This window comes from Citrobacter sp. Ca225, from assembly GCF_030337175.1.
Classification (GTDB): Bacteria; Pseudomonadota; Gammaproteobacteria; order Enterobacterales; family Enterobacteriaceae; genus Citrobacter_A; species Citrobacter_A amalonaticus.
On sequence record NZ_JAOWCD010000063.1, the window covers coordinates 16,353 to 39,607 of the forward strand.

20 protein-coding genes are annotated in these 23,255 nt (G+C 53.5%); 12 read left to right on the plus strand and 8 right to left on the minus strand.

Features of this window, described 5'->3' with window-relative positions; genetic code table 11:
• Window positions 1-131: 131 nt before the first annotated feature.
• Both OGW13_RS08225 and OGW13_RS08230 read right to left on the minus strand, forming a co-directional pair.
• Window positions 132-470, minus strand: a complete 339-nt coding sequence (locus OGW13_RS08225) for a DUF1889 family protein (RefSeq protein ID WP_071888470.1) — start codon at window positions 468-470, stop codon at window positions 132-134.
• An 85-nt stretch (window positions 471-555) separates the two neighbouring features.
• Window positions 556-1,320: a siderophore-interacting protein gene (locus OGW13_RS08230; protein ID WP_287115971.1), complete on the minus strand. Its 765-nt coding sequence runs from the start codon at window positions 1,318-1,320 to the stop codon at window positions 556-558.
• A 228-nt stretch (window positions 1,321-1,548) separates the two neighbouring features.
• Here OGW13_RS08230 and OGW13_RS08235 point away from each other — a divergent pair, with 228 nt between their 5' ends.
• A complete protein-coding gene (locus OGW13_RS08235) occupies window positions 1,549-2,106 on the plus strand; it encodes a PadR family transcriptional regulator (protein ID WP_042998211.1) in 558 nt (185 codons plus the stop codon).
• On the opposite strand, the gene OGW13_RS08240 is transcribed toward OGW13_RS08235, so the two are convergent.
• Window positions 2,103-3,668, minus strand: a complete 1,566-nt coding sequence (locus tag OGW13_RS08240; protein ID WP_287115873.1) for a methyl-accepting chemotaxis protein — start codon at window positions 3,666-3,668, stop codon at window positions 2,103-2,105. The genes OGW13_RS08235 and OGW13_RS08240 overlap by 4 nt on opposite strands.
• Before the next feature lie 311 nt (window positions 3,669-3,979).
• The gene (locus OGW13_RS08245; RefSeq protein WP_042998213.1) at window positions 3,980-5,500 is read right to left on the minus strand and encodes a methyl-accepting chemotaxis protein; all 1,521 of its coding nucleotides are present in this window, start codon (window positions 5,498-5,500) and stop codon (window positions 3,980-3,982) included.
• Window positions 5,501-5,930: 430 nt separating this feature from the next.
• On the opposite strand from OGW13_RS08245, the gene ygjG reads away from it, so the two are divergent.
• Complete coding sequence (gene ygjG, locus OGW13_RS08250) at window positions 5,931-7,310, plus strand: putrescine aminotransferase (RefSeq protein WP_172961315.1); 1,380 nt, start codon at window positions 5,931-5,933, stop codon at window positions 7,308-7,310.
• A gap of 176 nt (window positions 7,311-7,486) precedes the next feature.
• Window positions 7,487-9,505: an oxidoreductase gene (locus tag OGW13_RS08255; RefSeq protein ID WP_287115875.1), complete on the plus strand. Its 2,019-nt coding sequence runs from the start codon at window positions 7,487-7,489 to the stop codon at window positions 9,503-9,505.
• A gap of 45 nt (window positions 9,506-9,550) precedes the next feature.
• On the opposite strand, the gene rlmG is transcribed toward OGW13_RS08255, so the two are convergent.
• Window positions 9,551-10,687 (minus strand): 23S rRNA (guanine(1835)-N(2))-methyltransferase RlmG, encoded by a 1,137-nt coding sequence (gene rlmG / locus OGW13_RS08260; protein ID WP_044255811.1) that lies wholly within the window; start codon window positions 10,685-10,687, stop codon window positions 9,551-9,553.
• An 83-nt stretch (window positions 10,688-10,770) separates the two neighbouring features.
• Here rlmG and OGW13_RS08265 point away from each other — a divergent pair, with 83 nt between their 5' ends.
• The 4 genes from OGW13_RS08265 to sstT all read left to right on the plus strand — a co-directional run bounded on the left by OGW13_RS08265 (window position 10,771) and on the right by sstT (window position 15,076).
• Window positions 10,771-11,274: a M48 metallopeptidase family protein gene (locus OGW13_RS08265; protein ID WP_044255814.1), complete on the plus strand. Its 504-nt coding sequence runs from the start codon at window positions 10,771-10,773 to the stop codon at window positions 11,272-11,274.
• 69 nt (window positions 11,275-11,343) lie between these two features.
• Entirely contained in the window at window positions 11,344-12,342 is a 999-nt protein-coding gene (locus tag OGW13_RS08270) for a Gfo/Idh/MocA family protein (protein ID WP_099433663.1), read from the plus strand.
• A 271-nt stretch (window positions 12,343-12,613) separates the two neighbouring features.
• Window positions 12,614-13,579 carry a TerC family protein gene (locus tag OGW13_RS08275; RefSeq protein ID WP_042998219.1) on the plus strand — a complete coding sequence of 322 codons (966 nt, stop codon included), beginning with the start codon at window positions 12,614-12,616 and terminating at the stop codon, window positions 13,577-13,579.
• Between the two features lie 252 nt (window positions 13,580-13,831).
• Window positions 13,832-15,076: a serine/threonine transporter SstT gene (sstT, locus tag OGW13_RS08280; RefSeq protein ID WP_042998220.1), complete on the plus strand. Its 1,245-nt coding sequence runs from the start codon at window positions 13,832-13,834 to the stop codon at window positions 15,074-15,076.
• A gap of 16 nt (window positions 15,077-15,092) precedes the next feature.
• Here sstT and OGW13_RS08285 read toward each other — a convergent pair whose 3' ends face one another.
• From OGW13_RS08285 to uxaC, 3 genes are all read right to left on the minus strand, one after another.
• Window positions 15,093-15,647, minus strand: a complete 555-nt coding sequence (locus OGW13_RS08285; RefSeq protein ID WP_046487516.1) for a YgjV family protein — start codon at window positions 15,645-15,647, stop codon at window positions 15,093-15,095.
• A gap of 98 nt (window positions 15,648-15,745) precedes the next feature.
• Entirely contained in the window at window positions 15,746-17,233 is a 1,488-nt protein-coding gene (locus OGW13_RS08290; protein ID WP_287115879.1) for a UxaA family hydrolase, read from the minus strand.
• A gap of 14 nt (window positions 17,234-17,247) precedes the next feature.
• Window positions 17,248-18,660 (minus strand): glucuronate isomerase, encoded by a 1,413-nt coding sequence (uxaC, locus tag OGW13_RS08295; RefSeq protein WP_044328005.1) that lies wholly within the window; start codon window positions 18,658-18,660, stop codon window positions 17,248-17,250.
• A gap of 470 nt (window positions 18,661-19,130) precedes the next feature.
• On the opposite strand from uxaC, the gene exuT reads away from it, so the two are divergent.
• From exuT to OGW13_RS08320, 5 genes are all read left to right on the plus strand, one after another.
• Window positions 19,131-20,432 (plus strand): hexuronate transporter ExuT, encoded by a 1,302-nt coding sequence (gene exuT / locus OGW13_RS08300; protein WP_287115881.1) that lies wholly within the window; start codon window positions 19,131-19,133, stop codon window positions 20,430-20,432.
• Window positions 20,433-20,569: 137 nt separating this feature from the next.
• A complete protein-coding gene (exuR, locus tag OGW13_RS08305; RefSeq protein WP_042998224.1) occupies window positions 20,570-21,346 on the plus strand; it encodes a transcriptional regulator ExuR in 777 nt (258 codons plus the stop codon).
• Between the two features lie 338 nt (window positions 21,347-21,684).
• Window positions 21,685-22,347 carry a DedA family general envelope maintenance protein YqjA gene (yqjA, locus tag OGW13_RS08310; protein WP_042998225.1) on the plus strand — a complete coding sequence of 221 codons (663 nt, stop codon included), beginning with the start codon at window positions 21,685-21,687 and terminating at the stop codon, window positions 22,345-22,347.
• Between the two features lie 3 nt (window positions 22,348-22,350).
• On the plus strand, window positions 22,351-22,734 hold the full coding sequence (gene mzrA, locus OGW13_RS08315; protein WP_042998226.1) for an EnvZ/OmpR regulon moderator MzrA: 384 nt from the start codon (window positions 22,351-22,353) through the stop codon (window positions 22,732-22,734).
• A gap of 148 nt (window positions 22,735-22,882) precedes the next feature.
• Window positions 22,883-23,251, plus strand: coding sequence for a DUF1090 domain-containing protein (locus tag OGW13_RS08320; RefSeq protein WP_042998227.1), 369 nt, complete (start codon window positions 22,883-22,885; stop codon window positions 23,249-23,251).
• Window positions 23,252-23,255 lie beyond the last annotated feature (4 nt).

Below are 23,255 nucleotides of genomic sequence, written 5' to 3' on the forward strand. Positions count from 1 at the left end.
CGTTAACGACAAATGCCGCAAGAGAAACTACTTACCGAAACTATCAATGTGAAACACTATTCTGCCACCAACGGTAACCGAAAGGGATGCTCTTCCCTGGCTGGCAAGAGCATCAAGGCAGGTTGTTGGCTTCACGCGCGCTCAACTTCGACCAGTTCCTGAAGCTGCTCACGCATGTACAATGAAAAATATTCAGGGTCTCTGATCAAAACCCGTTCACCGGCTTCAAACTTCTCAGCCCACTTAACCAGTTTTTGCGTAAATCCAGGGTTCCACCCCTCCCGCTCACCACGCGCAACGATATCCGACGCACTTGCAGGGCAGCCCAGCTCTTTCAAATATTTCAAAATTCCTTTCGCCGTGCTTTCATCCATAGGTTCTGGAGATGAGGCCGAGGTATTCATACCGTTGATGAAATCTAATGCTTTATCAATGACTGCAGGCATACTTTTATCCTTAAAATTTACCATGTAAAACACAAGACTACTCTATGACCTTAAACCGATTTCAGCCTCAAAGAAATCATTAAATTTCATTGTCCCGACGGCGCTCACTTTACTTGTTGTGCCAGTACGCCGCCACACGGACTAACTGCTGATCAAACGGTTCCTGCTCAAAGCGTTGGCTAAGGTTTTTCACCACCTTCCCTTCCCCGGTGATCCAGATGAAATAATCTTCTGTCGGCACGTCAATCTGCGCCAGTCGTGCGGCAACCGCCTGCTCATCGTGTCCCAGCCATTCAATGGAAAAATCGCCCAGATGCGCGAGGTAATCCTGATATGCCGGATCGGCGACGCTCACCAGCGCGCTCACCGTCGGTTTTACCGGTAAGCGACTCAGTGCCTCAAGACGACGCCGCAACGCTGGCATACCGGACTCATCACAAACATAGAGCTGGTAAGCATAGTCTTCCGGCACTACCAGCGAACCACGTGGTCCGCCGATGGTTAGCGTATCGCCTTCGCGCGCTTTCATAGCCCAACGGCTCGCCACACCGCCGTCGTGAATAAAGAAATCCAGTGCCAGCTCATGACGGGCTTCATCGTACAACGGTGTGTAATCGCGAGAAGCCGGACGCACGCCCTCGCCCCAGACAATCCCTTCCTCCGTTACGGTTGGCGGAACAAACCGGCTGCCGGGTTGCGGGAAAAACACCTTGCTATGGTCGTCAAAGCCGCGCGAGTTAAAGCCGTCCAGCGCATCGCCACCGAGGACAATACGCTGAAAACCCGTCCCGATGCGTTCTACGCGCAAAACGGTAAGTTCGCGAAAGCGCAGTTCATTGCGCACGCGCTGAGGGTAACGTGAAGTTTTATCCATCATTTTTGACCTTCGTGTGATAATCAGATATATCTAAATACAGTTTTCAAATGATAATGATTGTTAATAGCCAGAATTGCAAGTCATTTTTTGATAGCGTCTGCAGTGTTACTGCCTTTAAATATTTATCATTTAAATTCATAGGATTAGTAAAATCATCAACACTACCCTTGTCAAAATCTTCATTTTAGATATAAATTAGATATATCTAAACAAAAGGAGATTATCATGCGACATCATCATGAAGGTTGCTGTAAAGGCGAAGGGCATCATCACGGCGGTTGCGAACATCGTCACGGTAGAGGTGGCGGTGGTGGACGGCGTCAGCGCTTTTTTGGCCATGGGGAGCTGCGTCTGGTGATTCTGGATATTCTCTCCCGCGAAGCCAGCCACGGTTATGAGCTAATCAAAGCTATCGAGAATCTGACGCAAGGCAACTATACGCCGAGTCCTGGCGTGATCTACCCAACGCTGGATTTCCTCCAGGATCAGGCCTTTATTGCGGTTAGCGAAGAGGATGGGGGGCGTAAAAAAATCACTCTCACTGACACCGGCGCACAATGGCTGGAAGAGAATCGTGAACATCTCGGCCACATTCAGGAACGCGTCAACGCACGCAATGTCGGCTTTGAACTGCGTAAGAATCCGCAGATGAAACGAGCGCTGGAAAACTTCAAGGCAGTGCTGGATCTGAGAGTGAATCAGGGTGACATCAGCGACGCACAGTTAAAAAAGATCATTGGCGTGATCGACCGTGCGGCGCTGGAAATCACTCAGCTTGATTAAGCAGGCAAGGCGTCGCCGTCACGAACACGGAACACTTTCACCATCTCTTTTAAGTGTAACGCCTGCTCATTCAGTGACGCCGCTGCCGCAACGGACTCCTCGACCAGACAGGAGTTCTGCTGGGTGGTGGCGTCAATCAGGCCAATCGCGCTGTTGATCTGCGAAATCCCCTCGGTTTGCTCACGACTGGCCTGGCCGATCTCCCGCAGGATCACATCCATCTCCTCGACGTTGTTGACCATGCCGTTTATCAAGCCGTTAGCCTTCTCGACCAGTTGCATCCCTTCCTGGGTCTGACCGGTGGAATCCTCAATCAGATGGCGGATCTCGCTGGCAGAAGATGCGCTCTTTTGCGCCAACTGGCGTACTTCCCCTGCCACCACGGCAAACCCACGGCCATGCTCACCGGCTCGCGCGGCTTCAACAGCCGCATTAAGCGCCAGAATATTGGTCTGGAATGCAATGGAGTCAATCAGGTTGATGATGTCCGACATGCGGTTAGATGTTTCATTAATCACCCGCATTTTTTGCGTTACCTGATTCATCATCTCGCCATTGTTCTTCACAACGGTCGCCGCCCCCGCAGAGAGCTTCGTCGCTTCTCCGGTATGTTCGGCCGTGTTTTTTACCGTGGCGGTGATCTGCTCCATTGACGCGGCGGTCTGCTCAACGGAGCTCGCCTGTTCTTCGGTACGTGCAGCCAAATCCTGGTTCCCGGCGACGATCTGCGCTGCCGCGCTGGAGATATTCTCCGACCCGTCCTGGACTTCCTGGACGATCTCCAGCAGGCGAGTTTTCATTACCATCAGCGCATGCAGCAGTTCGCCGGTCTCATCTTTCTGCGTGGTGAGGATATTGCGGGTCAGGTCGCCCTCGGCAATCGCTTCGGCAAACTGCACCGCTTCATTCAGTGGCCGGGTGATGGAACGCACGATATACCAACCCATCATACAACCCGCGGCAATACCGATGAGCGCCAGCGCGATAAGCAACGCCCGGTTCGCGGTAAAGTCGCTTTCCACCTGCGCGCCAGCATGCAACATCTGCGTATCTTCAATGGCGATCAGTGCCTGAACTTTCTCTTTATAGGCCTGCTGTACATTGACCGTCGTGGTCATCATCTCCTGCATTGCCGCCTGTCGGTTATGGTTTTGCAGTGCCTGCAAAATGCGGAATCGGGAGGCGAGATATTGCTCGCGCACGTCGCGGATCCCGGCGATGACCTTTTTCGATTCGGCATTTAGCGGCGCAGCGTCCAGTTCATCCAGCAACACCGTAATCTGCTGGCTAATGGTGTCGAGCTTTTTCTGGGACGTCTGGGTCCACCGCCCCTCTTCGTCCATCAGCATCAACTGCTGCGTGCTGACAAAATCCTGAAAATGATCGATGAGCTTGTTGGCTTTTACCGTGATGGGATAGTCATTGGTAATGATGTTTTGCATACCGCTGTTGGCGCGGTCCAGGCTAAATAATGAAAGGCCTGAACTCACCATCATCAGTACAATAAACAATCCAAACGCGATAAATAATTTTGAGCGGATCTTCATGTTACGCAAAAACATATATTCTCCCTGGAGATAGTTTTTCTTCAGACAGATTCCTTTATCGGTAACAAACTCACTAACTTTATGATATTGATCGCTTTTTATTATCAATAACTGCCGGAAAATAGTTTTTGACGATGAATAAAGGCAGACCGATCGTTATATAAACGATTTTTTATGATGTCCAAATAGCCCAAAGACAGAAATGAAAAGATACGAATAAAATAAAAAAACCACCCGTAGGTGGTAATATTTAATATGTTATTAACATTATTATTACAATGACGCTTACCATTACCGGTAAGCGTTGATGCGGATAAAAGAAAGGATTAGTGCAACACCGTCACGGCATCCGCCAGACGGCTGGCACGGTGTTTAACCATGGCGGACACCTGCGCGCTCTCTTCAACCAACTCGGCGTTCTTCTGCGTGATGTCGTTAAGTTCGCCTACCGCACGCGTCAGACTGGTCAATCCGTCGGACTGTTCAAGCGTTGAATGGCTGATCTGCGCAATCAACTGAGTGACGTTTTGTACCTGAGAGACAATATCATCCATCGTACGTCCCGCGGCGTGGACCTGCTGAGAACCCGACTGCACTTTATCCGCACTGGCATCGATTAGCTTACGAATATCATTCGCCGCGCTGGCGCTGCGGCTGGCCAGATGGCGCACTTCACCCGCCACGACGGCAAACCCTTTGCCTTGCTCACCCGCCCTGGCCGCTTCAACTGCGGCGTTCAACGCCAGAATATTGGTCTGGAAAGCGATGTCGTTAATCAGCGTGGTGATGGTGCCAATGCGCTGCGTGCTGTTGGCGATGTCATCCATGGTTTTAATCACGGTGTCCATTGCTTCACCGCCCTGTGCCGCCGCGCTACTGGCGGCAATCGACAACTTATCGGCGGCGGATGCGGTTTCGGAGTTTTGTTTTACCGACGCCGCCATTTGATTCATGGTGGTCACCGTCTGCTGGACGTTATCGACCGTCTGACGCGTATGCTTATTCAGATCGTCGTTGCCTTTCGCTAAGGCTTCGCTGCCGTTTCTGACGCTCGACACCTGGCTTGAAACGTCGTTAATTAGCCAGCGACACATCAGACCAAGTTGCCCGACAGCGCGTAGCGTCAACCCCAGTTCATCACTGCGATTCAGATGCGCCACGCTGTTTCGCTCACCGGTCGCTACCTTCAGCGCCTGCTTCGCGACGTTCTCAATCGGACGAACAATCTGCCACTCAAACGCCGCTGTACCCAGTAGCATCACCAGCACACACATCAGTTGTGCAAGCCATGGCGCACCAGACAGGTGTAGCACCGCCGCCAATACCACGTAGATCAGCGCCATCACGCTGCGGACCCGCCAACGCACCGGCATTGCCGGTAGTTTCCCGAGCCATCCTTTACGCACCACCAGTCCTTTGTGGATCCGGCGTCGACAACGACCTTCATTGAGCGCCTTGTAAAGCGGCTCAACCGTGGCGATCTCCGCATCCGTCGCGCGGGTGCGAATTGACATGTACCCCGTCACGTTCCCCTCGCGCACCATCGGTACCGCGTTCGCCCGGACCCAATAGTGATCGCCATTTTTACGGCGATTCTTGACGATGCCGCTCCAGGGTTCACCCTGCTGCAGGGTGTACCACATGTCAGCAAAGGCTGCTTTCGGCATGTCCGGGTGACGCACCAGGTTGTGCGGTTGCGCCAGCAATTCATTGAGTGAGTAACCGCTAATATTGACGAACGTATCGTTGGCGTGCGTGATGTAGCTGTAGAGATCGGTTGTCGACATGAGGGTCGTATCGTCATCCAGCGGTGTATTTTGCTGGGTAACGTAGAGCTGAGAAGACATAGTCGCGTCCTGTGCAAGTTATCTGGTTGTTAACTTCTTGTCAGATGTTATTTCGGCGCTAACAGATTTATCTTTAGATGTTAAATTTGATTTAGATCGCAATTTGCGATTAAACCTCATATTTTGTACGAATTCTAATTGATTGATTTAAAATACTTTCACGTTGAAACTATAAAATCACACTGTGGGTCGCGCACTGTTATCGCGCAAATTTTGCACTATTTCTGCGCAATCGCCCCTTCTGACGCCGATCTCGCACGGTCTTCATTTTGCACAAAAACCCAGCAATTGTTAACAAATGAGATTAAATGTTGCGCAATAACAGTTCTCCCTGGTGTTTATCCCGATTTTCATCAGCGCCGCCGGGATGGCGCAATCCCTGCAATACTTAAATCGGTATCATGTGATACGCGATCTCCGGGAGCATATTTTGAACAGGTTACCTTCCAGCGCATCGGCTTTGGCCTGTAGTGCGCACGCACTGAATCTCATTGAGAAGCGAACGCTTGATCATGAGGAGATGAAAGCACTTAACCGAGAGGTGATTGATTACTTCAAAGAGCATGTCAATCCGGGATTTTTAGAGTATCGCAAATCTGTTACCGCCGGCGGGGATTACGGAGCCGTAGAGTGGCAAGCGGGAAGTCTGAACACGCTTGTCGACACCCAGGGACAGGAGTTTGTCGACTGCCTGGGAGGTTTTGGAATTTTCAACGTGGGGCACCGTAATCCAGTTGTGGTTTCCGCCGTACAGAATCAACTCGCGAAACAACCTCTGCATAGTCAGGAACTGCTTGACCCACTGCGGGCCATGCTGGCAAAAACCCTTGCTGCCCTGGCGCCCGGAAAACTCAAATACAGCTTCTTTAGCAACAGTGGTACCGAATCGGTCGAAGCGGCGCTGAAACTGGCGAAGGCGTATCAGTCACCACGCGGCAAATTTACCTTTATCGCCACCAGCGGCGCGTTTCACGGTAAGTCGTTGGGCGCGCTGTCCGCCACCGCCAAATCGACGTTCCGCAAGCCGTTTATGCCGCTGCTGCCGGGCTTCCGTCATGTGCCGTTCGGCAATATTGAGGCCATGCGTACCGCGCTCAGCGAGTGCAAAAAAACCGGAGATGATGTGGCTGCGGTGATTCTGGAGCCTATCCAGGGTGAAGGCGGCGTGATCCTGCCACCGCAGGGTTATCTCACCGCCGTACGTAAACTCTGCGACGAATTTGGCGCGCTGATGATCCTTGATGAAGTCCAGACCGGCATGGGGCGTACCGGCAAGATGTTTGCCTGCGAGCATGAGAACGTGCAGCCCGACATTCTCTGCCTGGCAAAAGCGCTGGGCGGCGGCGTGATGCCGATTGGCGCGACGATCGCCACCGAAGAGGTCTTCTCGGTACTGTTTGATAACCCCTTCCTGCACACCACCACTTTCGGTGGCAATCCGCTGGCCTGTGCGGCCGCGCTGGCCACCATCAATGTGCTGCTGGAGCAGAACTTACCGGCACAAGCGGAACAGAAAGGCGATATCCTGCTGGACGGTTTTCGCCAACTGGCGCGAGAGTTCCCTGACCTGGTGCAGGACGCCCGCGGGAAAGGGATGCTGATGGCAATCGAGTTTGTCGACAATGAAACCGGCTACAGTTTCGCCAGCGAGATGTTCCGCCAGCGGGTCCTGGTTGCCGGAACGCTCAACAACTCGAAAACGATCCGCATCGAACCGCCGTTAACGCTGACCATTGAGCAGTGTGAGCAAGTGCTGAAAGCCACGCGTAAAGCGCTGGCGGCGCTGCGGGTGAGCATAGAAGAGGTGTAAACAGCTTGCCGGGTGATGAAACACCATTCTGGCCTGTGAACAAATGCCCCCTGCCCGGGGGCATTTTTTGAATCCCATCACAATCATCGCATTCCCCTTTTCCCTTTTCCCTGCCGACGACTAAATTAGACACTCATCCGACCACATAACAATAATTTTACATACTGGACAATCTTATGCGCTATCCGTCGCTGTTCGCCCCGCTTGATCTTGGTTTTACTCGGCTTAAAAACCGCGTGCTGATGGGTTCAATGCACACGGGACTTGAAGAGTATCCTGATGGCGCGGAACGCCTGGCCGCTTTCTATGCCGAGCGAGCCCGGCACGGCGTCGCACTGATTGTCACGGGTGGCATCGCCCCCGCGTCGTCTGGCGTCACGATGGAAGGCGGCGCGACGCTCAATGACGCCCGTGAGGTGCCGCATCACCGCATCATCACCGACGCGGTTCATCGTGAAGGCGGGAAAATAGCGCTACAGATCCTGCATACCGGGCGCTACAGCTATCAACCACAACTGGTAGCCCCTTCCGCAATTCAGGCCCCCATCAACCGGTTTACCCCGCACGCACTGAGCCACGAAGAAATTCTGCAACTGATAGAAGACTTCGCGCACTGTGCCCAACTGGCACGGGAGGCGGGTTACGACGGCGTGGAGGTCATGGGCTCGGAAGGGTACCTGATTAACGAGTTTCTCGCCCTGCGCACTAATCAGCGCGACGATGAATGGGGCGGTGATTATACCAATCGTATGCGCTTTGCCATTGAAGTGGTACGTGCGGTGCGTCAGCGGGTGGGGAACGACTTTATTATTATCTACCGCCTGTCGATGCTTGATCTGGTGGATAAAGGCGGCACTTTTGCAGAAACAGTGCAACTGGCGCAGGCCATTGAAGCCGCAGGCGCAACGCTCATCAACACCGGAATTGGCTGGCATGAAACGCGCATTCCCACCATCGCCACGCCGGTACCGCGCGGCGCCTTCAGTTGGGTAACGCGTAAGCTGAAAGGGCACGTTTCGCTGCCACTGGTCACCACTAACCGGATTAACGATCCGCAGGTTGCCGATGAAATTCTGGCGCGTGGTGATGCCGATATGGTGTCGATGGCGCGCCCGTTTCTCGCGGATGCCGAACTGCTGTCGAAAGCGCAATCGGGGCGTGCTGATGAAATTAACACCTGCATCGGCTGTAATCAGGCGTGCCTGGATCAGATCTTCGTCGGCAAAATCACGTCGTGCCTGGTGAATCCCCGCGCCTGCCATGAAACCAAAATGCCTGTTGTTCCGGCTTCCACAATAAAAAATCTGGCTGTCGTCGGCGCGGGCCCGGCGGGTCTTGCCTTTGCTATCAATGCGGCGGCACGCGGTCATCATGTCACCCTCTTTGATGCGCTGGGCGAGATCGGCGGGCAGTTCAATATTGCCAAACAGATCCCCGGTAAAGAGGAGTTTTATGAAACGCTCCGCTATTACCGTCGGATGATTGACGTCACCGGCGTCACCCTGAAACTCAATCATTATGTTGCAGCAGACGATCTGCAGGCATTCGATGAGGTGATCCTCGCCAGCGGGATCGAGCCGCGCAGGCCGCCGATCGACGGCATCGATCATCCGAAGGTTTTAACCTACCTCGATGTCCTGCGTGACAAAACCCCGGTGGGGAATCGGGTGGCGATCGTTGGCTGCGGCGGGATCGGCTTTGATACCGCAATGTACCTGAGTCAGCCCGGCGAACCCACCAGCCAGAACATTGCCGATTTCTGTGTGGAATGGGGTATCGACACCAGCCTGCAACAGGCCGGCGGATTACGTCCGGAAGGCCCGCATCTGGCTCGCAGCCCGCGTCAGATTGTGATGCTCCAGCGTAAGGCCAGCAAACCCGGCGAGGGACTGGGAAAAACCACCGGTTGGATCCATCGCACCACGTTGCTTTCACGCGGTGTGAAGATGATCCCGGCAGTCAGCTATCAGAAGATCGACGACACCGGTCTGCACGTGTTGATCGGTGGTGAAGCGCAGACGCTGGAAGTCGATAACGTCATTATTTGTGCGGGTCAAGAGCCGCGACGTGAGCTGGCAGAACCGCTGCATGCGGCGGGAAAAACGGTGCACTTAATCGGCGGCTGTGATGTAGCGTTGGAACTGGATGCCCGCCGGGCCATTGCCCAGGGCACCCGTCTGGCGCTGGGAATTTAATTCATTGCCCGGTCACATTGTGCGTGCCGGGCATGGGCAGTTCGCTTAGCGACGGCGGCCGACTTTCACCGCTTTGAGCACCACAAACTTATTGTTGGTCGCAACGGTGGCGCAGTTGCCGAAGATCTTCTTCAGCTTGTGGAAATAGTCGAGGTGACGGTTGGCGACGATATACAGCTCGCCGTTGATCTTCAGGCAGCGACGGGCGTGGTGGAACATTTCCCAGGCAATGTTATCCGTCAGTGCATGCTTCTGATGGAACGGCGGGTTGCACAGTACGGCGTTAAAGCGAAAAGGCTCAACCCCGGACAGCGCGTTGTTAATCATAAACTCACAGCGATCGATGGCTTCAGGCAGGTTAGTTTCCACATTCAGACGGCTGGACGCCACCGCCATTGGGGATTCATCGACAAACACCACGCTCGCCTGCGGATTTTTTTCCAGCAGCGTCAGACCAATTACCCCGTTGCCACAGCCGAGATCGACAATCTCCCCTTCCAGATTCTCTGGCAGGTGCTGCATAAAGAAACGTGCGCCAATATCCAGCCCGGTGCGGGAGAAGACGTTGGCATGGTTATGGATGGTCCAGTCGGTGCCTTCCAGTTTCCAGCTCAGCGTTTCCGGCGCATCAGCCAGAGCCGGCTCGCTGAAGGTGCAATTGATGAGACGCGCCTTTTTCCACGCCAGCGTGGTAGTCGTTGGACCGAGCACTTTCTCAAACAGCTCCAGCGTGGAGTTATGGATATCCCGCGCCTTCGCGCCAGCAATGATACGGGTTTGCGGGGTCACCACTTTTCGCAGCGCGCGCAACTGTTGCTCCAGCAGTGCCAGCGTTTTCGGCACTTTGATCAGCACCACGTCCGGCGCCTGCGGGTACTCTGCCGTGCTGTCGAGAAACTTGACGCTGGACTCCGCGAGGTCGTTATGGCGCAGGTTTTCCCGCGTTGCCAGTTCGCTTAAATACGAATCACCAATGCTGTACGGCGACTGCTCCGCCAGCGCACAGCTCAGCGCACCGAAGGTATCATTCAGGATCAGCACCGGGCCGCGAATCTCCGTATCGTCCACCTGTTGCAGCAGATAATCATCGGCCGCTTCCCACGCCAACAGTGGGTTAACGTCGTCCGTTTCCGGGAAACGTTTTAGTGTCAGTGAACGGAAACCGTTGTCTGTGTGGCTCATCGGCCCTCCTGAATGGTAAAATTTCGGCGTATCCCGTAAAAGGGTGCGTGAGTATACACTTTTTATGATTTGCATGGGTGACGATGAGCCAATTAACTTACCTCCAGGGCTACCCGGAGCACCTGCTTTCTCAGGTGCGCACGCTGATTGCCGAGCAACGGCTGGGCGCGGTGCTGGAAAAGCGCTATCCGGGAACGCATGATTTCGCGACGGATAAAGCGCTCTGGCAATACACCCAGGATCTGAAAAATCAATTTCTGCGTAACGCCCCGCCGATCAACAAAGTGATGTATGACAATAAGATCCACGTGCTGAAGAATGCGCTCGGCCTGCACACAGCGGTCTCTCGCGTACAAGGCGGCAAGCTGAAAGCGAAAGCCGAGATCCGCGTCGCCACCGTGTTTCGCAACGCGCCGGAACCCTTTTTGCGAATGATCGTCGTCCACGAACTGGCGCATCTGAAGGAAAAGGAGCACAACAAGGCGTTTTATCAGCTTTGCTGTCACATGGAACCGCACTATCACCAGTTGGAATTTGATACCCGCCTCTGGTTGACGCAGTTGTCGTTAAAGGAAACTGCGCAGTAGCGCACTGGCTTTGTCATAAAGGCGTGCTAAATTGACGACAAAATCCCTTTATGGAGCCTGAAGGCATTTATGATACGTTTCGCAGTGATTGGCACAAACTGGATCACCCGCCAGTTTGTGGATGCCGCCCATGAGACCGGCAAATATAAGTTAACCGCAGTCTATTCCCGCAGCCTCGAACAGGCGCAAACCTTCGCCAATGATTACCTCGTCGAGCATCTGTTTACCTCGCTGGATGCGATGGCGCAAAGCGAGGCGATTGACGCCGTGTACATTGCCAGCCCGAACTCGCTGCACTTTCCCCAGACCCAACTGTTTCTGAGCTATAAAAAGCATGTGATCTGTGAGAAGCCACTGGCGTCGAATCTGGCCGAAGTCGAAGCCGCCATCGCCTGTGCGCGGGAAAATCAAGTGGTGCTTTACGAAGCGTTTAAAACCGCCAGTCTGCCTAACTTCCTGCTGTTACAACAATCGCTGCCGAAAGTCGGTAAAATGCGCAAAGCGTTCCTCAATTACTGTCAGTATTCGTCGCGCTATCAGCGCTATCTTGACGGCGAAAACCCGAACACCTTTAACCCAGCCTTCTCCAATGGCTCGATCATGGACATTGGCTTCTACTGCCTGGCTTCCGCCGTGGCGCTATGGGGCGAACCGCACAGCGTACAGGCCTCTGCCAGTCTGCTGGAGAGCGGTGTCGATGCCCACGGCGTGGTGGTGATGGACTACGGTGATTTCAGCGTCACCCTCCAGCATTCCAAAGTGAGTGATTCCGTTGTCGACAGTGAAATTCAGGGCGAAGCCGGATCGCTGGTGATCGAAAAAATCTCCGAATGCCAGAAGGTTTGTTTTGTTCCGCGCGGCGGGAAAACCCAGGATCTTACCCAACCGCAGCACATCAATACTATGCTGTATGAGGCACAGGCGTTTGCAGCACTGGTGGACGCCAATGAAGTGAATCACCCTGGATTGTCCAACAGTCGCATCACGGCAAAACTGTTAACCGAGATTCGTCGCCAGACCGGCGTCATCTTCCCGGCAGACAATGCCAGCCGCGCAGCGACTGCGTAAAACATTGTAAAACAGATGTTACAGGCCATTGACGGAATGCGTGGCCTGTCATATTTTGTTACCTGCAAAGGGGAGTAACTTCATTGTCGGTCGATCGTCATTACGATGTGTGAAAAACCACATCCGGTCACCGGGCAACGACAAAGGAATGCGCTAACGCATTCTTTTTTTGTTGTAAGTGAGACCTTGCCGGAAGGCGAGGTCTATGCATAAAAAGCAGCGGCTGACGTCTTCCGACGTTGGCCGTTTTTTTTATGTGTAAGGAATGATGATGAATACTGTCGGCACACCGTTGTTATGGGGCGGATTCGCTGTTGTTGTGGTGATCATGCTGGCTATCGACCTCTTTTTGCAGGGGCGTCGTGGCGTACATACGATGACCATGAAGCAAGCGGCTGCCTGGTCCCTAGTCTGGGTCACGCTCTCGCTACTGTTTAACGCTGCATTCTGGTGGTACCTGGTACAAACCGAAGGCCGCGCCGTCGCCGATCCGCAGGCGCTGGCGTTCCTCACGGGTTATCTGATCGAAAAATCCCTCGCCGTCGATAACGTCTTTGTCTGGCTGATGTTGTTCAGCTACTTCTCAGTGCCGCCTGCCCTGCAACGTCGGGTACTGGTCTACGGCGTGCTGGGTGCCATCGTACTACGTACGATAATGATTTTTGCTGGTACCTGGCTGATTACGCAGTTCGAATGGATGCTGTATGTGTTTGGCGCTTTCCTGCTGTTTACCGGGGTAAAAATGGCGCTGGCGAAAGAAGATGACGCCGGCATTGGCGATAAGCCTCTGGTGCGCTGGCTGCGCGGACATCTGCGCATGACGGATACTATCGAGAACGAACATTTCTTCGTGCGTAAAAAGGGTCTGCTGTATGCCACGCCGCTGCTGCTGGTGCTGATCCTGGTGGAACTGAGCGACGTTATTTTTGCGGTCGACAGTATTCCGGCTATTTTTGCTGTTACGACTGACCCGTTCATCGTTCTGACCTCTAACCTGTTCGCGATCCTGGGCCTGCGTGCCATGTACTTCCTGCTGTCGGGAGTTGCAGAGCGGTTCTCTATGCTGAAATACGGTCTGGCGGTGATCCTGGTGTTTATCGGTATAAAGATGCTGATCGTCGACTTCTACCATATCCCGATTGCGATTTCGCTCGGCGTGGTATTTGGCATCCTGGTCGTGACGTTACTGATCAACGCCTGGGTCAACTACCAGCATGATAAGAAACAACAGGCGTAATTCTGTCGTGCCGGGCGACGCTAGCGCGTCCCCGGCCAATAGATAATCTGGCCTCTGCTTTTTGTAGAACATGTCACAATACTGTTAACACCAAGTTACAAAACATGACCGCAGCATGAAATCCAGCATATTTCGCTTCCCGAAGCGTTATCTTTCCTTATACTCAACCAGGCAAACACTTTGTTACATCCGGAAAGCGGCGTCCATAGAACGCGCGAAGGATGAGCAACAACACACTGTAAGGATCAAGAAATGACTACGCAACGTTCATCGGGGCTGCTACAGCGTTTGGCTCAAGGAAGCCTGGTTAAACAAATTTTGGTAGGTCTCGTACTGGGGATCATACTGGCATGGATTTCAAAACCGGCAGCCATTGCCGTTGGCTTGCTCGGCACATTGTTCGTCGGTGCGTTAAAAGCCGTCGCCCCGATTCTGGTTCTGATGCTGGTGATGGCGTCGATCGCCAACCATCAGCACGGGCAAAAAACCAGCATTCGCCCGATTCTGTTTCTCTATCTGTTGGGGACGTTTTCTGCGGCGCTCGCCGCGGTAGTCTTCAGCTTCGCCTTCCCTTCAACGTTGCATCTGGTCACCAGTTCGCATGATATCGTGCCGCCGTCAGGCATTGTAGAAGTACTGCGTGGCCTGCTAATGAGCATGGTCTCTAACCCTATTGATGCGCTGCTGAATGCCAACTATATCGGCATCCTGGTGTGGGCGGTCGGCCTTGGTTTTGCCCTGCGTCACGGCAACGACACCACCAAAAATCTGGTCAATGATATGTCGAACGCCGTGACCTTTATGGTGAAACTGGTGATCCGCTTTGCCCCGATTGGTATTTTTGGTCTTGTCGCATCGACCCTCGCCACCACCGGCTTCTCCACGCTGTGGGGCTACGCGCAACTGCTGGTTGTGCTGGTCGGCTGTATGGCGCTGGTCGCGCTGGTGATCAACCCACTGCTGGTATTCTGGAAAATTCGTCGCAATCCGTATCCGCTGGTTTTTGCCTGCCTGCGTGAAAGCGGCGTTTATGCTTTCTTCACCCGCAGTTCAGCAGCGAATATTCCGGTGAATATGGCGCTGTGTGAAAAACTGAATCTGGATCGCGATACCTATTCCGTTTCTATTCCGCTGGGCGCCACCATCAATATGGCGGGCGCGGCGATCACCATTACGGTGTTAACGCTGGCAGCGGTGCATACGCTGGGCGTTCCGGTGGATCTGCCCACCGCGCTGCTGTTGAGCGTGGTCGCCTCACTGTGCGCCTGCGGCGCATCCGGTGTTGCAGGTGGCTCGCTGCTGCTGATCCCGCTGGCCTGTAATATGTTTGGTATCCCGAACGATATCGCCATGCAGGTGGTTGCTGTCGGCTTTATCATCGGCGTGCTGCAGGATTCCTGTGAGACGGCGCTGAACTCCTCCACTGACGTCCTGTTTACCGCGGCAGCCTGCCAGGCTGAAGACGAACGTCTGGCGAATAACGCGCTGCGTAGCTAAGCCTTAAACCCTTCCGTCATCTGGCGGAAGGGGTCTCTTCCTGTACGCTTTTCTCAATTTTGAATGGATCGATTCCCCGGCGTTTCATACGCCAGAAACGAATAATGTTCAGCCCGTTCATCACCAGAAAACTGCCTTCAATCAGCGTTCCGCCGATCGATCCCAGCCAGAAGTTGTGTACCACCCAACAGGCAGTCGCACACCACATCACGCAGCGCACCGTTAATCCTTTACAGCGGAACAGCGCCCAGGTACTGGCGAGCGTGCCGATGATGGGCAGAATTTCCATCGCATGCTGTAGTTTCGCCAGCCCTAGCACCAGGGTGAGGATAATGAACAGCGCCATCACCCACAGTTTGCGGGTGCGCATCGACACCAGAGTACGCACGGTATTGAGTTCCGCGCTCATCCCGGCGGGCCAGGCGCCCATCAGAAAGAAGTGTACGCCTATCGTGGCGCTATAGACGGCAAGCTGGAGTCGGAAGCGGCGCTCATCGCGGTTGAAAAACGTCGTAATGCCAATCAGAAACGCGAGCACACCGACGCCCTGAGCCAGCCAATACGCGGTCATAAACGACATCAACTCCATTAACAATGCCTGATGGCGCTGCGCTTATCAGGCCTGCCAGCGTAGGCCTGATAAGGCGTTTTGCCGTCATTCGGCACTTTTTACAACGTTACGCCGCTTTTAAAGATAGCCAGTTCGCGGAAATCATTGCGTTCGTTGCAGGTCTGCTTACCGTTGGCGAAATCGACGATGATATCAATGAACTCATTCAGCAGTTGCGGCATCGCTTTGCCGTGGATCAACTGGCCCGCATCAAAGTCGATCCAGTGCTTTTTCTTCGCCGCCAGTTCGCTGTTGGTGGCAATTTTCACCGTCGGCACAAATCCGCCGTAAGGAGTACCGCGACCGGTGCTGAACAACACCATGTGACAACCGGCACCCGCCAGCGCACTGGTGGCAACCGCATCATTACCCGGCGCGCTCAGCAGATTCAGACCGTGGGTTTTCAAACGCTCGCCGTAGCGCAGCACGTCAACCACCTGACTGGAACCCGCTTTCTGCGTGCAGCCCAACGACTTGTCTTCCAGCGTAGTGATCCCACCGGCTTTGTTACCCGGCGAAGGGTTTTCGTAAATCGGCTGATTGTGGGCGATAAAATACTGCTTGAAGTCATTGACCATGGTGACCAGTTTGCCGAACGTTTCTTCGTCGCGACAGTGACTCATCAGCAATTGCTCCGCCCCGAACATCTCCGGCACTTCGGTCAGTACGGTGGTGCCGCCGTTGGCAATCATGTAGTCAGAGAAGCGACCAAGCATCGGGTTCGCGGTAATCCCGGAAAGCCCGTCTGAACCACCACACTCCAGACCAAACTTCAGCTCGCTCAGTTTCCCCAGCTCGCGTTTGTCGTGGCGCATCACGTCATAAAGCTGATGAAGATACTCAAGTCCCGCCTCCACTTCATCGTCCTGATGCTGACAAATCATAAAGTGCACACGCTCAGGATTGAAGTCGCCCAGCGTTTCGCGGAAGGCATCGACCTGGTTGTTTTCACATCCCAGGCCAATCACCAGCACCGCGCCGGCGTTCGGATGACGGACCATGTTTTGCAGCATGGTGCGGGTGTTGATGTGATCGTCGCCAAGCTGCGAGCAGCCGTAGGTGTGGCTGAACAGGAAGACACCGTCAGTGCCCTCTGCATCATTCGTCTCTTTCAGAAAACGGCTCTGGATCTGGCGCGCAATCCCGTTGACGCAGCCAACGGTTGGCAGGATCCAGAGTTCGTTTCGTACCCCGACGTCCCCATTAGCGCGACGATAAATCTGCACGTCGCGGTCCGCCGGTTGCGCAGGAAGATCCTGAAAATCGGGTTGATAGCGATACTCATCCAAATCGCTCAGATTGGTGCGAGTATTGTGGGCGTGAATATGTTCACCCGCCGCAATGTCCGTCAAAGCATGGCCGATAGGCTGACCATACTTAATTACGTACGCCCCTTTCCTGATGTCACTCAGCGCAAATTTATGTCCGCGAGCAATATCCTGGCGAAGCGTTACGGTGTGGTTGTCCACAGTGACTTCCGTTCCCTGCGCCAAATCAGCCAGCGCGACCGCAACGTTATCCTGCACATGGATTTTGATGTATTGCATATCAACCCCGGACCTTAGTTCAGTTCAATGGCGAAGTAATCACGCGCATTGTTAAAGCAAATGTTTTTCACCATCTCGCCCAGCAGTTGACTATCTGCCGGGGCTTCACCGGCCTGCACCCAGCGGCCAATCATCTGGCAGAGAATGCGACGGAAGTATTCGTGACGGGTATAAGACAGGAAGCTGCGGCTGTCGGTCAGCATGCCGACAAAGCGGCTTAACAGACCCAATTGCGCCAGTTGCGTCATCTGACGTTCCATGCCGTCTTTCTGATCGTTGAACCACCAGCCGGAACCGAACTGCATTTTGCCCGGCATCCCTTCCCCCTGGAAGTTGCCGATCATGGTGCCCAGCACCTCGTTATCGCGCGGGTTCAGGCAGTAGAGAATGGTTTTCGGCAACAGGTTTTCTTCATTCTGTTTGCTGAGCAGTTTTGATAACTCTTCCGCCATCGGACGGTCGTTGATGGAGTCAAAGCCCACATCCGGCCCCAGCAGTTTGAACTGGCGCAGGTTGTTATTGCGCAGGGCGCCAATATGGTATTGCTGTACCCAACCGCGACGCGCATATTCCGCCCCCAGGAACACCAGCACAGCCGTTTTGAACTGCGCCACTTCATGTTCGTTCAGCGTCTCGCCTGCCAGGCGACGTGCCAGAATGCTATCCAGTTCAGCGTCGCTGGACTCTGCGAACAGCACCACATCCAGCGCGTGGTCGGAAACTTTGCAGCCGTGCGCCGCAAAATGATCCAGACGTTTGGTCAGCGCGCTTTGCAGATCGGTAAAGCGGCGAATGTCGGTGTCCGACACTTCACCCAGTTTTGCCATGTAATCGTTGAAGGTCGCCTGCTCAATATTGAAGGCTTTATCCGGACGCCAGCTTGGCAAAACTTTCACGGAGAAGCTGCTGTCTTTTGCGACCGTTGCGTGATGCTCTAGCGAATCGATCGGATCGTCAGTCGTGCCGACCATTTTCACGTTCATCTGCTGCATGATGCCGCGTGCGGAGAATTCATCCTGCGCCAGCAGTTCGTTGCACTGATTCCAGATTTCGTCCGCCGTCGACGGAGAAAGCAGCTTACCTGTCACGCCGAATGGGCGACGCAGTTCAAGGTGCGTCCAGTGGTATAACGGGTTGCCGATCGTATGCGGAACCGTCGCCGCCCACGCGTCAAACTTCTCGCGGTCGGAAGCGTCGCCGGTACACAGGCGCTCAGCGACACCGTTAGTGCGCATCGCGCGCCATTTGTAATGGTCGCCTTTCAGCCAGATGTCATACAGATTCTTGAACCGGTAGTCTTCGGCGATTTGCTGTGGCGGCAGATGGCAATGGTAATCGAAGATAGGCTGGTCTTTCGCATAATCATGATACAGACGGCGGGCAAATTCAGTATCAAGTAGAAAATCTTCTGTCATAAACGGGGTCATTATCGTCTTCCTCTCAACGAGTGCGTCTGATTGCTTATGTAGCGATGCTGACAAAGTTATCACACCAATTTCCATAACCTGTAGATATTTTCGTGAGATAGATCAATAAATACCGACAAATTGTTTACCCTCGAAGTGGTAAACATCGCCTCAAGCCGCGCCAGCTCTGGCATCGCCTAATCGAAATAATAACCACGCTAAGATTCATACTTTTGTGATGGCACTCACCTTTTAAAGTTGTATGACAAGTTATCTTTCTGCCGTCGCGATACATAAGCCGACGGAATGCATAGTTACCGATGATTCATCATCGGATTGACCGGTACGGAAACCGAATTAGCAAAATTTATTTATGGCAACGTTCGGGCGTACCGGCTTTTTTTGGTTACCCCGTCGTAAACAGCATCCTCTGCCACAGGCAGGAAGATGACCGCGATCTTTGCGGAAATAACAAAACGATGAGGTTTTACATGCGTAAAATTAAAGGGTTACGTTGGTACATGATTGCGCTGGTGACGCTTGGCACCGTGCTGGGTTACCTGACGCGTAACACTGTGGCGGCAGCTGCGCCAACTCTGATGGAAGAGTTGCACATCTCCACCCAACAGTACTCCTATATCATCGCAGCCTATTCTGCTGCTTACACTGTCATGCAACCTGTTGCCGGCTATGTGCTGGATATACTGGGCACCAAAATAGGCTATGCAATGTTTGCCGTGTTATGGGCCGTTTTCTGTGGCGCAACCGCATTGGCAGGAAGCTGGGGGGGCCTGGCGCTGGCGCGCGGCGCGGTCGGTGCGGCAGAAGCCGCGATGATCCCGGCGGGGCTGAAAGCCAGTTCCGAATGGTTCCCGGCGAAAGAACGCTCCATTGCGGTCGGCTACTTTAACGTCGGCTCCTCTATCGGTGCGATGATTGCCCCGCCGTTGGTTGTCTGGGCGATCGTGATGCACAGCTGGCAGATGGCGTTCATTATCTCTGGTGCCCTGAGCTTCATCTGGGCCATGTCCTGGCTTATCTTCTATAAGCATCCGCGTGATCAGAAAAAACTGACGGACGAAGAGCGCGACTACATTATTAATGGCCAGGAAGCGCAGCACAAAAACAGCACCAAAAAGAAAATGTCACTCGTGCAGATCCTGCGTAACCGCCAGTTCTGGGGTATCGCCCTGCCGCGTTTTCTGGCAGAACCGGCCTGGGGGACGTTTAACGCCTGGATCCCGCTGTTCATGTTCAAAGTCTATGGCTTTAACCTGAAAGAAATTGCAATGTTCGCCTGGATGCCGATGCTGTTTGCTGACCTCGGTTGCATCGTGGGGGGTTACCTGCCGCCGCTGTTCCAGCGCTGGTTTGGCGTCAACCTGATTGTCTCACGAAAAATGGTCGTTACGCTGGGTGCTGTGCTGATGATTGGCCCAGGGATGATCGGTCTGTTCACCAGCCCGTACATCGCCATTATGCTGCTGTGTATTGGTGGTTTTGCTCACCAGGCCCTGTCCGGTGCGCTGATTACACTCTCTTCTGATGTCTTTGGACGTAACGAAGTGGCCACGGCGAACGGTCTGACCGGGATGTCTGCCTGGCTGGCGAGTACGCTGTTCGCCCTGGTGGTCGGTGCGCTGGCAGACACCATTGGCTTCAGCCCGCTGTTCGCAGTACTGGCCGTGTTCGACCTGTTGGGCGCGCTGGTTATCTGGACCGTGCTGCAAAACAAACCGGCCAATGAAGTTGATTCTGGCCCGCAGTTTGATGAACCGGCAGCGCAAAGTTAGCCTGCCGACGGATAACGCATAAGCAATCTCAGCCGCCTGCTGGCACCCGCAGGCGGCTTTTTCGTTTCTGCGTATAGAGCCAAACTCGCGAAAGTGGTATAACAAATACAGTCTGCCGTATCATGCCTGGAGTGCATATGGAAATCACCGAACCACGACGTTTGTATCAACAACTTGCTGCTGATTTAAAAGAGCGCATCGAACAGGGCGTTTACCTGGTGGGTGATAAATTGCCTGCAGAGCGTTTTATTGCCGATGAAAAAAATGTCAGCCGTACCGTGGTTCGTGAAGCCATCATCATGCTGGAAGTCGAAGGGTATGTTGAGGTCCGTAAGGGGTCCGGGATTCATGTGATTTCCAACCAACCGCGCCACCAGCAGGTCACCGACGAGTCGCTGGAGTTTGCCAACTACGGTCCTTTTGAATTACTCCAGGCGCGTCAGCTTATCGAAAGCAATATTGCAGAGTTTGCCGCCACCCAGGTCACCAAGCAGGACATCATGAAACTGATGACGATCCAGGAACAGGCGCGCAACGAAAAATGTTTCCGCGACTCCGAATGGGACCTGCAATTCCACATTCAGGTCGCGTTAGCCACGCAGAACTCCGCACTGGCCGCTATCGTGGAAAAAATGTGGACTCAGCGCAGTCACAACCCGTACTGGAAGAAACTGCACGAACATATTGATGCGCGTACCGTCGATAACTGGTGCGACGACCACGATCAAATCCTGAAGGCACTGATCCGCAAAGACCCGCATGCGGCAAAACTGGCGATGTGGCAGCATCTCGAGAACACAAAAATCATGCTGTTCAATGAAACCAGCGACGATTTTGAATTTAATGCCGACCGTTATCTGTTTGCCGAAAATCCGGTCGTTCATCTCGATACGGCGGCTAACGCGACAAAATAAACGTTCTTGATTCGACAGGCGCGCCGTTGCGCCTGTCAGTAAGCGAAAGGTATAAAGTGTCAGCCTGTGTAAATCCTCTCGCCACCCTCTCCTGCGATCAGCAAAATCACATTTCAAGGACGTGTAATTTCTATAACGGACTACGTTGACCTTTGTTACAATTAGATGCAATTCGAATTTATGTTTGTCAGTGCTTGCTTACTTCATAACTTTTAACAGGGAATAGTTCAGGCCGCGGCTTTGCGCCGTCCGCACACCATGTAAAACACTAACAATGATGCGGCGTAGCAAACTGTTTAACCCGGCGTGACGTTAACCAATTCGACCTGGAATACTGAATGGAACTTTTGACTCAATTACTGCATGCCCTCTGGGCGCAGGATTTTGAAACACTGGCCAATCCTTCCATGATTGGCATGCTGTATTTTGTTTTATTTATGATTCTGTTTCTGGAGAACGGGTTGCTGCCAGCCGCCTTTTTACCTGGCGACAGTTTGTTGGTGTTAGTGGGTGTTCTGATTGCCAAAGGCGCCATGGGCTTTCCGCAAACCATTCTGTTGCTGACCGCAGCCGCAAGCCTCGGTTGCTGGCTCAGCTATATTCAGGGCCGATGGCTGGGCAATACCCGCATCGTACAAAACTGGTTATCGCACCTGCCAGCCCACTATCATCAACGCGCTCACCATTTATTCCATAAGCATGGTCTTTCCGCCCTGCTGATTGGTCGTTTTATCGCGTTTGTTCGTACCTTGCTGCCGACCATCGCTGGCTTATCCGGCCTGAATAATGCCCGCTTTCAATTTTTCAACTGGATGAGTGGCTTGCTGTGGGTGCTGATTTTAACCAGCCTGGGTTATCTGCTGGGGAAAACGCCGGTGTTTCTGAAGTATGAAGATCAACTGATGTCATGCCTGATGCTGTTACCCGTCGTGCTACTGGTTTTTGGCCTGGGCGGTTCACTGGTCGTCCTGTGGAAAAAGAAATACGGGAATCGAGGGTAAGGGATGCTGAAACCGCGTATAACCCTTAAACAACTGGCCTGGAGCACCGCGTTTCTGCTGACGTTGAGCGCCATGCTGTTGGTCTGGTCAACGGTTCGTCAGCAAGAATCCACGCTGGCGATCCGCGCCGTCCACCAGGGGGCCAGCATGCCGGACGGCTTCTCGATCTGGCATCACCTCGACGCTAACGGCATTCGTTTTAAAAGCATTACACCAAAGAACGACACTCTGCTCATCACTTTCGATTCCAGCGCCCAGAGTGCCGCCGCCAAAGCGGTGCTCGACAAAACGCTGCCGCGCGGCTACATCATTGCCCAGCAGGATGATAACAATCAGGCCGTCCAGTGGTTGTCACGTTTACGCGATACGCCACATCGGGTAGGGTAATCTCCAGGAATCCGAATCATATCACCCACTTTGGTGATTTCTGCGATTAATGTCTATGATTAATGAGGCGATGGGGTCACCCTGTCGCTTTATCACTGGATCATCGTTCCTGAATTCATGGGGACGAGTCACAATGGAAGGTTCAAGAATGAAATACCGCATCGCTTTCGCTATCTCCCTTTTCGCTCTCAGTGCTGGCAGCTACGCTAACACGCTTTGCCAGCAAAAAGAGCAGGATATTCAACGGGAGATCAGCTACGCCGAGAAGCACAATAACCAGAATCGCATCAATGGGCTAAAAAAAGCGCTCAGCGAAGTCAGGGCCCACTGTACTGACAGCAAGCTGCGTGCCGATCATCAGGAAAAAATTGCTGAGCAGAAAGAAGAGATCGCCGAACGTCAGCGCGACCTCGCCGAAGCGAAGCAAAAAGGCGATGCGGACAAAATTGCCAAACGCGAGCGTAAACTGGCTGAAGCGCGAGCGGAACTGAAAGAGCTCGAAGCTCGCGACTACTAAGTAT